Annotated in this window: 13 protein-coding genes; 5 read left to right on the top strand and 8 right to left on the bottom strand. The window is 40.1% G+C overall.

What is annotated here, in order from left to right; all coding sequences use genetic code 11:
* Positions 1 to 8: 8 nt before the first annotated feature.
* Positions 9 to 1,202: a dicarboxylate/amino acid:cation symporter gene (locus FXV78_RS10725; protein ID WP_039959746.1), complete on the bottom strand. Its 1,194-nt coding sequence runs from the start codon at positions 1,200 to 1,202 to the stop codon at positions 9 to 11.
* Between the two features lie 254 nt (positions 1,203 to 1,456).
* On the opposite strand from FXV78_RS10725, the gene FXV78_RS18850 reads away from it, so the two are divergent.
* On the top strand, positions 1,457 to 1,933 hold the full coding sequence (locus FXV78_RS18850; protein ID WP_322084906.1) for an HAD hydrolase family protein: 477 nt from the start codon (positions 1,457 to 1,459) through the stop codon (positions 1,931 to 1,933).
* Positions 1,934 to 1,988: 55 nt separating this feature from the next.
* On the top strand, positions 1,989 to 2,111 hold the full coding sequence (locus FXV78_RS18450; protein WP_009245872.1) for a hypothetical protein: 123 nt from the start codon (positions 1,989 to 1,991) through the stop codon (positions 2,109 to 2,111).
* Here FXV78_RS18450 and FXV78_RS10715 read toward each other — a convergent pair.
* From FXV78_RS10715 to FXV78_RS10690, 6 genes are all read right to left on the bottom strand, one after another.
* On the bottom strand, positions 2,104 to 2,973 hold the full coding sequence (locus tag FXV78_RS10715) for a magnesium transporter CorA family protein (RefSeq protein ID WP_004843081.1): 870 nt from the start codon (positions 2,971 to 2,973) through the stop codon (positions 2,104 to 2,106). The genes FXV78_RS18450 and FXV78_RS10715 overlap by 8 nt on opposite strands.
* A gap of 41 nt (positions 2,974 to 3,014) precedes the next feature.
* Positions 3,015 to 3,632 carry a uridine kinase gene (udk, locus tag FXV78_RS10710; RefSeq protein WP_004843079.1) on the bottom strand — a complete coding sequence of 206 codons (618 nt, stop codon included), beginning with the start codon at positions 3,630 to 3,632 and terminating at the stop codon, positions 3,015 to 3,017.
* Between the two features lie 139 nt (positions 3,633 to 3,771).
* Entirely contained in the window at positions 3,772 to 4,452 is a 681-nt protein-coding gene (locus tag FXV78_RS10705) for an HD domain-containing protein (protein ID WP_004843078.1), read from the bottom strand.
* A gap of 23 nt (positions 4,453 to 4,475) precedes the next feature.
* On the bottom strand, positions 4,476 to 6,563 hold the full coding sequence (ppk1, locus tag FXV78_RS10700; protein WP_004843077.1) for a polyphosphate kinase 1: 2,088 nt from the start codon (positions 6,561 to 6,563) through the stop codon (positions 4,476 to 4,478).
* 39 nt (positions 6,564 to 6,602) lie between these two features.
* Positions 6,603 to 7,976 carry a PhoH family protein gene (locus FXV78_RS10695; protein WP_004843076.1) on the bottom strand — a complete coding sequence of 458 codons (1,374 nt, stop codon included), beginning with the start codon at positions 7,974 to 7,976 and terminating at the stop codon, positions 6,603 to 6,605.
* A gap of 543 nt (positions 7,977 to 8,519) precedes the next feature.
* Positions 8,520 to 9,242 carry a GntR family transcriptional regulator gene (locus FXV78_RS10690; RefSeq protein WP_004843073.1) on the bottom strand — a complete coding sequence of 241 codons (723 nt, stop codon included), beginning with the start codon at positions 9,240 to 9,242 and terminating at the stop codon, positions 8,520 to 8,522.
* A 167-nt stretch (positions 9,243 to 9,409) separates the two neighbouring features.
* Here FXV78_RS10690 and FXV78_RS10685 point away from each other — a divergent pair, with 167 nt between their 5' ends.
* Genes FXV78_RS10685 through pnuC form a run of 3 tightly spaced genes read left to right on the top strand, consistent with a single transcriptional unit; the run spans position 9,410 to position 12,030 of the window.
* Positions 9,410 to 10,423 (top strand): ADP-ribosylglycohydrolase family protein, encoded by a 1,014-nt coding sequence (locus FXV78_RS10685; protein WP_004843071.1) that lies wholly within the window; start codon positions 9,410 to 9,412, stop codon positions 10,421 to 10,423.
* On the top strand, positions 10,402 to 11,310 hold the full coding sequence (locus FXV78_RS10680; protein WP_004843070.1) for a PfkB family carbohydrate kinase: 909 nt from the start codon (positions 10,402 to 10,404) through the stop codon (positions 11,308 to 11,310). Before FXV78_RS10685 ends, FXV78_RS10680 begins: the two co-directional genes overlap by 22 nt.
* 27 nt (positions 11,311 to 11,337) lie before the next feature.
* Positions 11,338 to 12,030: a nicotinamide riboside transporter PnuC gene (gene pnuC, locus FXV78_RS10675; RefSeq protein ID WP_004843069.1), complete on the top strand. Its 693-nt coding sequence runs from the start codon at positions 11,338 to 11,340 to the stop codon at positions 12,028 to 12,030.
* 129 nt (positions 12,031 to 12,159) lie between these two features.
* Here the strand turns inward: pnuC and FXV78_RS10670 are convergent, their stop codons facing one another.
* Positions 12,160 to 12,906: an SDR family NAD(P)-dependent oxidoreductase gene (locus tag FXV78_RS10670; protein ID WP_022037911.1), complete on the bottom strand. Its 747-nt coding sequence runs from the start codon at positions 12,904 to 12,906 to the stop codon at positions 12,160 to 12,162.
* Positions 12,907 to 13,272: the final 366 nt, after the last annotated feature.

Below are 13,272 nucleotides of genomic sequence, written 5' to 3'. Positions count from 1 at the left end.
CACGATTCTTAAAATTCAATCGTTTCTGTCTGCTGCTCGATATTATGCCGTCTTGCATATCCAGTCAGAATCATAGTCAGTGCACCGTCTCCTGTCACATTGCATGCGGTACCAAAGCTGTCCTGCAATGCAAAGATTGTCAGCATCAGTGCTGTTCCTGTGGCATCAAATCCAAGAACTCCCGTGATAAGCCCAAGAGAAGCCATCACCGTTCCGCCTGGAACCCCCGGTGCTCCGATTGCAAACACGCCAAGCAGTGCACAAAATAAGATCATGGTTCCGACTGACGGCAGTTTTCCATATAAAATTTGGGAGACCGTCATCACAAAAAATACTTCTGTCAGAACAGAACCACAAAGATGAATGTTTGCAAACAGCGGAATCCCAAAGCTGACCATATCATCCCTCAGTACCGGCTCCGACTTTCTGGCACATTTTAAAGCCACTGCAAGCGTTGCAGCAGAGGACATCGTTCCCACTGCAGTAATGTATGCCGGACCATAATGCTTTACAACTTTCCACGGATTGTTTCCGGAGTAAATTCCACCCACTGCATATAAAACCGCCATCCAGATAAAGTGCCCCACCATCACGATCAGCACAACCTTGAGAAATACCGGCAGCTGCTTTGTGATCGTTCCCTCGTATGCCAGAGACCAGAATGTAAGCGCAATAAATACCGGAAGGATCGGAATGACAATCTTGGATACGATCATCAGTACGATCTGTTGGAATTCATCTAATAGCCGGATCACTGTCTCTGCCTTGGTCCAGGTTGCCGCAAGCCCGATCAAAATAGAAAATGCAAGCGCACTCATCACGGACATAATCTGCGGGATTTCCAACTGGAATACAATTTCCGGAAGTTCTTTCAGCCCGTCTACTTCCGAAACAATTGATAAATGCGGAATCAGTCCATATCCGGCTGCCATTGATCCCAGCGCCGCTAAGACGGAGGATACATAAGCAAGAAGAACAGCCACTCCTAATATCCTTGACGCATTTTTCCCGAGCTTCGTGATTGATGGCGCAATAAACCCGATCACAATCAGCGGTACACAGAAATTAATCAGTTCTCCTAATACAAACTTGATCGTGACGATCACATTCATGACCGCTTCATTTGAAATCAGCCCCAGCACAATTCCGATGATCACTCCCAAAAGAAGCTGAAACGGCAGACTTTTTAAAATCTTTTTCATTGTTTTCATCCTTTCCCTCATTCTTTACAATTCCTACTTTTTCAGTATGTTTTAAGTATACTATAAATCTGATAGAATTACTATATTTTTTCTAATTTTATGTGGGAAAAAATTTTTTAGAAGTCTTTTCGTATTGATTTGAAGGTGTTACACTATAAATAATAATCTCCATAAATTCACAGACTTGAAAGAAGGCACCGATTATGATCAAATTACTGGCAATCGATATGGATGGAACCTGACTTCCGCATCAGCTGACAGATCAGAATTCCCTGTTTCGCTATGTCATCTCCTCAAACGGAGCAAAGGTCACAGACTATCACACGCAAAAGACGCTCTACCAGTCAGAAATTCCAAAGCAGACTGCTCTTTCTTTGTTAAATGCCTGTCAAAGCGAGAAGCTTGGTATCACTGCGCATATCAGACATGAGTATCTGCTGCAGGGACACAGCCTTGTTTTTCTGGGACGTCTGATCTATGGAAAAGATGCCAGAAAAGTCCGTTATGTCCAAAATATGGAACAGACGATCCAGGAGCTTTCATGTGATGTGAAAGAACTGCAGTTTTACTTTTTTCCAAAAACTCCATGCCGCAGCTCAAAATGCATCTTGCAAACTCCCCGTCTCTTCGTGCTGCCTACACCGGTCAGTATGCAGAGATCTTTTCATCAGAACCCTCCAAAGGGGCGCTCTGACGCATCTGGCCCAATCACTTGGTATTGCAAAATCTGAGATTGCCTGCATCGGGGACTGAGAAAATGATCTGAGTATGTTTGAGGCTTCCGAAATGAAGTTTGCCATGGGCAATGCCGTTGAGATTCTGAAAAAAGAAGCCGATCATATGCTTCCGGACTGCGATCATAACGGTGTGACTGAAGGGGCTGCGTTATTGGAAATGATGACTACTTAAACCATCCTTTCTTTTTAAAAATCCAGATTTCCACTGCAATAAGAAGCAGACACACAACACAGATGATCCCGTACCCTCCCGGTGCAGTCAGTTCGGGCATATGTGCAAAATTCATTCCGTACCATCCTGCAATCAGCGTCAACGGCATAAAAAGCGTTGTAACAATCGTCAGCACTTTCATAATTTCATTCTGCCGGATATCGATCTGCGTCTGATGCATTTCTCTAAGCTGCATGGAATACTCTTTGAGTGTCTGCACCATGTCATACAATCGTCCTGCCTTCTCACAGAAAAGCCCAAAAAGCAATGCTTCCTGTTCTGTTTGATGTCTCGCTGCATTTTGCTGAAGAGTTTCCCCCATATCCGATAACTGTTCATAATACGCACTCAGCACAGAAAGTTCCTTTCTGGATAACAGGATTTTTCTGTCAAAATCTTCCATATTTCCCTCCAGCAGTTCCTCTTCCAGATGGGAAAGATTTTCTTCATAATCCTGCAGAAACAGCATGTCATCTTTGATAAGATACTCCATCCAGTCAAACAAAAGCAACAATGGCGAAGTACGCTCTTCATCCTGATATTCCCGGACTTTTTTCATCTCTATTTTGATATGATCCTGATTTTCAATAAAGATCAGCTGTTCCTCTGCAATACAGTACCCAAACGTGATCTTATCTCCTGTCAGCTTTGTTTTTCTTGGAATCGCAAATGTTCCTGTGACTGCCTGACGCAGACATTCTGCCTTACAGAAATGCACTCTGTTCAACGCAATTTCACCAAAATTTCTTTTAAAAATATGCGGATACTCCGCCTGAAATTTTTCCGGTGTCAGAATTCGCAATTTGTTTATACTCTTTTGCACAATCTCATCCTTTCTATTACAGCCTGTCCGGATATCTGCAGTTACTCTGCCTCATCCAATATTTTTTGTATGGTGTTTTTTACCAGTGTAAATGCCACCGGATTCTTTCCGCTGTTGATCACAATATCTGCCATACATCTCGTCGGCTCTACATATAAATAATGCATCGGTTTTACTGTTGTCAGATACTGCTCCACAACACCTTCCATATCACGTCCCCTCTCCTTGACATCGCGGATGATCCGACGCAGGATTCGTTCATCCGCATCTGCCTCCACATAAACCTTGATGTCCAACAAATCTCTCAGACGCTCATCTGCCAGAACAAGAATCCCTTCCAGAAGAATTACTTTTTTCGGTTCCACCCTCACAACCTGATCCGATCTTGTATGCTGTGTATAATCGTATACCGGACAATCTACTGCCTTTCCTGCTTTCAGGTTCATCAACTGCCGGATCAAAAGCTCTGTCTCCATTGCATCCGGATGATCATAATTTGTCTTTCTTCGCTCTTCTAACGGGATGTCACTCTGATCCCTGTAATAATTGTCATGATATAAAACTGCCACATCATCTTTAAATTCTTTCTTTAATTTTTTCGTAAATGTAGATTTTCCTGACCCCGTTCCGCCTGCAATTCCTATGATAATCGTTTTCATATTTTCTCTCCATGTATTCGTTTTTCTTTTTACTATACCATATTTTCTTTCAGGAGAGTTACTCTATTTTGCAAACTCTTTTATCTCTGCTTCTGTTCTTGCAAACCGACCGACTGCTTTTTCTATTTTTCCTCCATGCCTATAATACTTTGCTTCCGTTTGCGGTTAATTTAAACCTGGCTCCCAGTACTTCTGCCGCTTTCCTACACATCATCATCCTGCCGAGAAAAATTTCAAAATATTCATACATTGTACAAATCTCCTCGTCAATCTGTAAATTCAATGCGATCAGATGCTTCTGCGCATTCACTTTTACAGCCGCACTTGTCACTGCATAATTCACACGATCGTGCTTATCAAAACTTGCTTTTTCTTTATTTCTTACACGATTTCTCCTGACATCTGTCTTATCCGCAAGAATCAACGCAGCTGATATTGCATCGATGGCCTCCCCTGTAGATTCATCATGATTTCCAATCGCTGACATAACAAGGATTCTGTCTCTCAGCGGCATTTTCAACTTTTCCAAGATTGAACATGCCAGAATTGCCCCATATTCCCCATGATTCTTTCGATTGATCACATTCCCAATGTCATGCATAGCCCCTGCAATCTCTGCAAGTTCAATCTCATGTTCTGTATATCCAAATTTTGACAAAATCATCCCTGCACGTTTTGCAACTATTGCACAATGTTTTTCGGAATGATCGGTATACCCAAGAATTCCGAGATTTTCGTTGCCCTTCTCCAAATACGCTTTTACTTCCTCATTTTGTAATATCTCTTTGTAATTCAATTCTTTCGCCTTCTCCAATTCCATTTTTCCGTCTGAAAATTTTTCTGCTATTTCTGTCTTTTTTCCGCATTTGCATAAGCAGCCTCATAAAAGCACTCCTGGGAATTCAATTTCTGTACATGAAGATTTCGATCCACATAGATTCCTTTTTCCGTCAGACATTTTCCCTTTTCATCATCCTTCATCATCGTTTCAAACATCCAGTCCAGCTGATTTTTTAATCGTTCATCCAGAACCGGGGCAGCCACCTCCACACGACGAAGCGTATTTCGTGTCATAAAATCTGCTGAGGCAATATACACATTCTCTCTTTCTTTCGTTCCAAATCGATAAATTCGAGAATGTTCCAGGAAACGCCCTACAATACTTATCACAGTTATGTTTTCTGTATACCCTTTGACACCTGGAATCAGACAGCAGATTCCTCTGACAATCATTTCAATCTTTACGCCTGCCTGAGACGCTTCGACTAATTTGCTAATGATCACCTTGTCTGTCAAAGAATTGATTTTAATTCCGATGTATCCTTCTTCTCCATTTTTCACATGTTGAATTTCTTCTTCTATCATATCCAACACTTTATTCTGCAAACATTTTGGTGCTACTAATAAAAGATGGGTTTCTTCCACTGTTTCTCCTCTTAACAGTGCTGCAAACACTTCAGCAGCCTCTTTTCCGATTTCTTGATTTCCTGTAATCAATGACAGATCCGTATACAGCGCAGATGTTTTTTCATTATAATTTCCAGTTCCGATCTGTGTCACATAGGACACTCCTTGCTCTGTTTTTCTGGAAATCAGGCATAATTTTGAATGTACTTTATATCCGTTTAATCCATAAATCACACGACAGCCGGCCTCCTCCAATTTTCTGGAATATTCAATATTATTTTCTTCATCAAAGCGGGCGCGAAGTTCTACCAGTACAACAACTTCTTTTCCATTTTCTGCGGCTTCCACCAGTGCATCTACAATCTGGCTTTTATTTGCCAAACGGTACAACGTCATTTTAATCGATACAACCGACTCATCCTCCGCTGCTTCATATAGCAGATTGATAAAGGATTTCATACTTTCAAACGGATAAGATAAAAGCACATCTTTTTCCAGAATCTGCGGAATCAAAGATTCCTTATCATTCAACTGAGGGGTTGGCCTTGGGGTTCGTCTTGGATAAAACAACTCCCCTGCATTTGTATTTTTCAGATAGCTCTGAATAGCAAAGACAAATGACAGATCCAATGGGACTTCCGACCTAAATACATGTTCCTTTTCCACGTGGATCGTTTTGCATAACGCATGCATCATTTTTTTATTCAGAGTTCCGGTAAATTCCATCCTGACCGGGTTCATCCGCTTTCTCTCTTTTATTAAATTTTCCATCGCATCTCTGTAATCCAGATCCTCGTCATAAATCATCTCTGTGTCAATATCTGCATTTCTTGTGACACGAATCAAAGATTTTTCTTTCACACTATAATTTTTAAAGAATTTCGGAAGAAATTGCAGAATTAATTCTTCTGAAAGCAGAAAGGTTCCCTTTCGAGTTGGAATATCGATCAATCTGCGGAACACATTGTTGCTGCATGGAATGATTGCAGTTCTCGTCTTCCCACCCTTCGACTCCAAAAGAGCAACAGCATAGATATCCTTATTCTTTAAAAAAGGAAAGGGCTGCTGTTTACTTACGATATTCGCTGATAAGTAGGGTGCAATTTCCCTGTCAAAATATTCCTCCAGAATTTTTCCTTCTTCTGCAGACAGCTTATTAAAATTGATCAAACGAATTCCTTTCGGCTCCAGTTCCCCCATCAATTGTTCATAAATAACCGTCTTTTTCTCCTCTAGCTCTCGTGTTGCCCTTATAATTGCTTTCACTTGCTCTTCACTTGTCATATTGGTTTTATTCTCACGAACAACTTCTGATACATCCATTTGATCCATCAGCGTTCCTACTCGAACTCGATAGAATTCGTCTAAATTTGACTGGTATATCGATACAAAAGTCAACCTCTCTGCAAGTGGGACTTTCGGATTTCCCGCCTCATTCAATACTCTCTCATTAAACTTCAACCAGGATAATTCCCGATTCATCATATATGGACTTTTCTTTATTTTTTTCTCTGATTCTTTCATCTAAACAGTTCCTTTCTATGTTTTTTACTCGCTTTTCTTCTACAAACGGCGGATAGCATCCGTTGCCAACACGGATCTTTCACATTCTTCCGGCAACAAAGTAACCTGCCAGCATAACGGACTTCCCTTCATATGCTCTGCAGCATAACTCAATCCATTGGTTCTTTCATCCAAATAAGGTCTGTCTATCTGATTTGGATCTCCCAATAAAATTATTTTTGTTTCTTTTCCGGCACGCGTAATAATTCCCTTAATCTGTGCCGGTGTCATATTTTGCGCTTCGTCTATGATCAAATATGTTTTCATGATGGATCTTCCTCTGATAAAGGTCAGAGCCTCTGTCTGGATGATTCCTCTGTCAAAAATTTCCTGTATTTTATCATTCAATTCCTGCTCATTTGAATATCGCTCACGATCACTGGAATCTACCAATTGTTCCAGATTATCCATAATCGGACGCATCAAAGGAGAAATCTTTTCCTGCTCATCACCTGGAAGAAATCCAATGTCAGAATCAAATAAAGCATTCGGACGACAGATCAGGATCCTCCGATATTCTCCAGATGGATTGTTTAACAATTTTTCCAGTCCCACTGCCAGTGAATAAAAAGTTTTGCTCGTCCCTGCCATTCCTTTTACAATGACAAGCGGAGCTTTCTCTGCAGACTGCATCAATGCTTCCTGTAAAAAATACTGTCCTACATTCCTTGGACTAACTCCATATGGAGCAGCTTTTCTATAATCAAGCTTTCGGATCATCCCTTTCTCAACCCGCCCCAACTGAGTCTTTTTCGAAGACTGATCCGCTTTTAACAGAATAAATTCGTTTTCAAACAATTCCGGGCAAGTGTGATTCCCGCTCATATCACAGCAATATACACATTCTACCGGAACTCCCTTTTTCTTAAAATCTTTAAACAATTCTTCTGGTACAAACACCTCTCTCCTCCCCAAATACTGCTCCTCATGTACCGCAACCTGCTCTGTCCCAAAGTCCTCTGCCTGAATTCCAAGCAACTGTGCTTTGATACGCAAAAGAATATCTTTTGTCACCAGAATCACCTGTTCTTTCAGATCATTTGACAGCCCTACACAAACTTTCAGAATGCGATTATCAGATTTATGTTCCGGAAGATCCGGAGGCAATTCAACGTTCCGGTAATTTTTTTCTACACGCAGAATCCCTCCCCATTCCATACGCACCCCTTCCAGCAAATTTCCTTTTTCTCTGTGTGCGTCCAAAATCCGAATCACTTTGCGTACATTGGCACCTTTTTCTCCCTCTTCTTTTTTCATGTTATCCAACTCTTCTAACACTGTCATCGGAAGTACCACTGTATTTTCCTCAAAACATTCGACCGCATAGGGTGCCTGAATCAGCACATTTGTATCAAGTACATATGTTTTTTTCATAAAAGACCTCTTCACATCTTTGTTTTTATTCCATCGCACAAACAATCTGCGCAATGTTCTTTTATAGATTACCTCTGCCTCGTATAATCCAATATCACATTTATATAAAATTTGGGTTAAAAGTAAAAAAAGATTTCACTTTTTATGTCTTCAAAAGTGAAATCTGAATACTTCGGCTATCCTTTTTTATTTATTCTTCTGTTTTCTTTTTCTCTCTATACCCTTTTATCCCTCAAAATAAAATCACAAAACCGCTCATCATCAACATACATACTAATTGGTCTTTTGTCTTCTCCGACATAGGGGCATTGTCTATCAGTACCCACATTCAAATCATAAATGTCTCCGACTTCACTGGCCGGTCCCCTTCCAGAACAATTTCAACTGGAAGTTGAAAACTTGCTCTCATTGCAAAACTCTGCATGGATGCCATATAAGCATCCTCTTTCCTCATTCTTCTATTTCTAATTCTTTCACAAAATTTTAACTCCACTTTTTCGATTTGTACAGCAGTAATCACTTTACATCAATAAATCGGTATTGTTATCGACGTTGAATCAGCGAATATTCGAACCGGCTGGTCAAATAATAGTTTTGAAACAACTCAATCGGTACTTCCCGATCTTTCTGAATCCCATACGTAATACCATCAGAATATAGCAGCGGCGTATCTTCTTCTACATTCAAAAATCGGGAGATATTTCCGTATGCAGAGACAGCTTTTAATTTCAAAGAAGTCGTGGTAATCTGAATATGATATTGCTCCTCCAAAACCTGATACAGGGAATTTTGTTCAAAATCATATGTTTCAATCTCTCTGAATAATTGATAAGGCAACACTGTGCTCGTCAGACATAATGGCGATCCGTCCGCAAAATAAATTCGCTCCATAAAAAAAACCGGATCTGCTTTTTTTAATCCGAGTTGTTCTGCCTCTTCCTTCGTACAAACACGAAGTCCGAATGACAATAATTTACGAGATGGTGTCATCCCCTGTCGGATGATTTCTTCCGTATAGCTTGAAATCGAAGTCAATTCCTGAAGTTTTACTTTTTCTTTCACACATGCTCTTTTTCCCTGCATTTTTTCAACATACCCTTGATGATACAGCTCATCAATCGCACGTCGGACTGTTACACGACTTACACCATAACATTCGATTAAATCAGATTCACTGGGAAGCTCTGCTCCTGGAGTAAGTTGGCCTGATTCTATCTGTGCAATCAGTTCTGCTTCTATCTGTGCATATTTTGGTGTTTTTTTCATACAAATTCCTCCTGCCTTGTATCATCATTATACTCCAAAAAGTACAGCTTTTCAAACCACTTATTATAACAAGTTAACAAATTTTCTCCTGATTTTTTGTGGATTTTATGAATTGTATTTTTCATTACTTTAACTTATTATAACAAGTAGAAAGGAGATGTAGTAACATGAAGAATCATATATTAGGTACCTTATATGGAATGGCAATCGGTGATGCGATGGGAATGCCTCCAGAATTGTGGAGTCGAAAACGTTGCCTGGAATATTACGGTAAAATCACAGATTTTTTAGACGGCTGTCCGGAAAATATCATTTCTTATCAATACAAAGCAGGTCAGTTTACTGATGATACAAGCCAGGCATTGACTATTTTAGACAGCCTAATAGAAACAGATTTTATTCCGAATAGTCAAAACATTGCCACACACATTTTAGAATGGGCCGAAAAGGAACATGCTTTTAAAAATAATATTTTAGGTCCAACATCAAAAGTTGCTTTGAAACTCTTCCAGGAAGGAAAAAGCGCCAAGGAATTCTCAGATGAATCCGTATCCAATGGGGCTGCAATGCGGATTGCACCAATTGGGACATTATTTTCCACAACACAAAAAGAAGAGCTATGCCGCTATGTTGCAGCAGTATCCAGTGTAACACATACAAGTGATATTACGCTAGCTGGTGCTTCTATGATCGCGATGGCAGTTGCCTCTGCGCTGGAATACCATGACCGCGAAAAAATGATCGAAGATGCACTTTCTGTAGAAGAATACGCAATGAATCTTGGCGCTTCTACTCCAAGTCCGTCTCTGGGCGCAAGAACAAAACTTGGTATCCTTCTGGCACAAACTTACGCAAATGATGAAACTGCGTTTTTAGAAAATATCTACAATGTCATCGGAGCAGGTGTAAATACTTCGGAATCTGTTCCCGCTGCTTTAGCAATTGCTTATTACAGCTTTGATGTTCGAAAATGCGCGTTACTCTGTGCAAACTTAGGTGGCGATACTGATACGATTGGGGCAATGGCTGCTGCCATTTGCGGTGCAGCTCAGGGACTCTCCGAAATTCCTGAAAAAGATATTGCTTTGATCCAAAAGTCAAATCAGATTGATTTTACAAAATATGCAGATGCAATCATCAAAAAAAGGGGGCAAATCAAATGGGAAAAGGATGTATCGTAATCGGTGCAGCTATGCTAGATATCGTGATGGAAATTGATCGAATTCCAAAATCCGGAACGGATGTCTATGCCAAAGGACAATCCATGATGGTTGGCGGCTGCGCATATAACGTAGCAGACATTTTAAAACATTTCGGTGTAAACTACACATTGTTTGCACCAATCGGAACTGGAATGTATGCAGATTTCATTCGCAAAGAACTAAAAAAGGCCGGACACGAAAGCCCTGTCCACTGCGAAAATTCTGATAACGGATACTGTCTCTGTATGGTAGAAGCAGACGGCGAACGCACATTCTTAACTGTCCCCGGAATCGAATGTCATTTTCAAGAGGAATGGTTTTCTTCCCTTGCTGTAGATTCTTATGACTCTGTTTATGTGAGTGGATATGAATTAGAAGGAGACGGCGGTGATGCCATTTTAAATTTTCTGGAGTCCAATCAAGAATTGACCGTTTATTATGCCCCAGGCCCACGAATCACTTATATTGATCCAAAAAAATTGAAACGTCTGTATGCACTTCATCCAGTCATGCATCTGAATGAATTAGAAGCTTTAACTTCTACAAATACCGACGATATCACTCAGGCAGCAGAAATTCTTTCGAAATCAACTGGAAACACTGTGTTAATCACATTGGGGAAACAAGGGGTACACCTTTTTGAAAATGGAACTCACGCCTTAGTTTCTTCCAAACAGGCAACTGTTGTCGATACGATTGGTGCTGGTGATTCCCACATCGGTTCTGTCATTGCCATGCGAACAATGGGGCACTCTTTTCTGGAAGCAATCTCCACGGCAAATCGGATTGCCGCGAAAGTAGTCAGTGTCAAAGGTCCTATCATTACAACAGAAGAATTTGAAAATGCAAAACAAGATGAAACTTAAAAACCATTCTTAGAAAGGAAACAAATCATGAGTAAAGTAAAAGACTTTTTTAAAGGCTGGAGCAAATTTGAATTATGCTGGCTGGTTTTATCAACCGTTATTATGATTGTACTAAGCATCATCTGGGGCGATAATACACTAGCTCTGATCAGTGGAATCACCGGAATTCTAGGAGTTGTTCTCGCCGCAAAAGGAAAAGTAAGCACTTATTTCTTTGCAACGATCAATGTCGCTATTTACGCTTATCTAACATTTAATAATCACTTATATGGGGAATTCATGTTAAATGCCTTTTACTACATTCCGATGAACTTTATCGGTTTCTATCTTTGGTCGAGGCATAAAGATGAAAAGAGCGGTGAAGTAGAGGGGAAAGCTCTGACGCCAAAACAAATCGTAATTCTTTTGGCTGCCACAGCCGTGATTGTTATCATTTACTGGCAAATTCTGACTCATCTTGGCGGACAACTTGCCTTGATCGATGCCATGTCAACCGTCTTTTCTGTCATTGCCTTGATTATGCAGGTTGCACGTTACGCAGAACAATGGCTGTTATGGATTATTGTAAATATCGTATCCGTCATTATGTGGATTCTCCTGATTGGAAAAGATTCTTCTGCAGTTACCATGGTTGTAATGTGGATTGCTTACTTATTCAACTCCATATATGGATATTACAACTGGAAAAAACTTGCTGCGAAAAACAGCAAACATCATTAACCCCTCTTGTTTTCAGAATTTTTACGAATTTTCCTTCTCCAAAAATACTCCAGTTGCCCAAAAGCAGCCGGAGTATTTTTCAGTCAAACAGACTATGATTCGATATAAAAATAGTTCAAAATACTGTAACTAGCTTCTTGCAGCTCCATCCACAGATAAAATTTCACCAGTTACATAGCTTGCCATATCACTTGCAAGAAAAAGGAATGCATTTGCAATGTCTTCCGGTTCTCCAACTCTTCCAAGAGGAATCGTTGCGATCAGCGGTTTGATCACAGCTTCCGGAAGTGCCGCAACCATATCTGTTCTTGTAATACCAGGCGCTACTGCATTTACACGGATATTATCACAGCCAAGTTCTCTTGCCAGAGACTTTGTCAATCCATTTACAGCAAATTTCGATGCAGGATATCCACATCCGGATGGTTGCCCATAAATACTCACCATAGAGCTTGTATTCAAGATTACGCCTCCGCCCTGCTCTTTCATAATCTTTGCCGCTGCCTGAGAACAATTGAATACTGCTGTAACATTCAGATCCACAATTTTCTGGAATTCTTCTGGCTGATAATTATAAAACGATGTGCTCTGAGAGATTCCCGCATTATTTACAAGAATATCAACAGCTCCAAATTCTTCTTTTACCTGATTTATCATCGCTGTTACCTGTGCTGTATCTTTCAAACTTGGATATTTTCCACTTATCTTCGCATCTGGATATAACTCTTTCAACTGCTCCAATGCTTGATCAACCGTTTCCTGACGTGACCCCCATAGAGAAACAGCCGCACCGTTTTCAATAAATTTCTTTACAACTGCAAAACCAATTCCACGAGTCCCTCCCGTAACAATTGCTACTTTATTTTTTAACATCATAAACATCCTTTCTCTTTAATATAGAAATAGTAATTATTATTGTTTTATCTTACTATTCTTTTTTGGTTCTGTCAATAATATCAAGAGATTTTCTGTGTGTAATCAAAAGAAATATCAACAAATATCCTCGTTTTTTTCATAAATCGCTTTTCATATGCAGATGCTGCAGTATCAAGGATCCACTGGAGGTCCTTCATCCCTCATTCTCTTCTTCTGCAAATACCATAACGGACAATATTGATAAAATCACCTTTTATAAGACACCGTAAAAATAATTTGCACCTGAAAAAGCGGTTGTATGAATAACCCGGGGTGAAATCCATCACCTGTCCGGCGTATGGAAATCAATATTCCGCTTTTTTGCAT

The organism is Mediterraneibacter gnavus ATCC 29149, from assembly GCF_008121495.1.
GTDB lineage: Bacteria > Bacillota > Clostridia > Lachnospirales > Lachnospiraceae > Mediterraneibacter > Mediterraneibacter gnavus.
The sequence above is the reverse complement of the archived record's forward strand: the minus strand, read 5'-3'. Positions and strand labels throughout refer to the sequence as shown.

Bases quoted from the DNA above. Each gene is read 5' to 3' on its own strand.
- ppk1 (WP_004843077.1), bottom strand. From the start codon at position 6,563: ATGAAAGAATCAGAGAAAAAAATAAAGAAAAGTCCATATATGATGAAT.
- FXV78_RS10725 (WP_039959746.1), bottom strand. From the start codon at position 1,202: ATGAAAAAGATTTTAAAAAGTCTGCCGTTTCAGCTTCTTTTGGGAGTG.
- FXV78_RS10680 (WP_004843070.1), top strand. From the start codon at position 10,402: ATGGGAAAAGGATGTATCGTAATCGGTGCAGCTATGCTAGATATCGTG.
- udk (WP_004843079.1), bottom strand. From the start codon at position 3,632: ATGAAAACGATTATCATAGGAATTGCAGGCGGAACGGGGTCAGGAAAA.
- FXV78_RS10690 (WP_004843073.1), bottom strand. From the start codon at position 9,242: ATGAAAAAAACACCAAAATATGCACAGATAGAAGCAGAACTGATTGCA.
- FXV78_RS10685 (WP_004843071.1), top strand. From the start codon at position 9,410: ATGAAGAATCATATATTAGGTACCTTATATGGAATGGCAATCGGTGAT.
- FXV78_RS10670 (WP_022037911.1), bottom strand. From the start codon at position 12,906: ATGATGTTAAAAAATAAAGTAGCAATTGTTACGGGAGGGACTCGTGGA.
- FXV78_RS10705 (WP_004843078.1), bottom strand. From the start codon at position 4,452: ATGGAATTGGAGAAGGCGAAAGAATTGAATTACAAAGAGATATTACAA.
- FXV78_RS18450 (WP_009245872.1), top strand. From the start codon at position 1,989: ATGAAGTTTGCCATGGGCAATGCCGTTGAGATTCTGAAAAAAGAAGCC.
- pnuC (WP_004843069.1), top strand. From the start codon at position 11,338: ATGAGTAAAGTAAAAGACTTTTTTAAAGGCTGGAGCAAATTTGAATTA.
- FXV78_RS10695 (WP_004843076.1), bottom strand. From the start codon at position 7,976: ATGAAAAAAACATATGTACTTGATACAAATGTGCTGATTCAGGCACCC.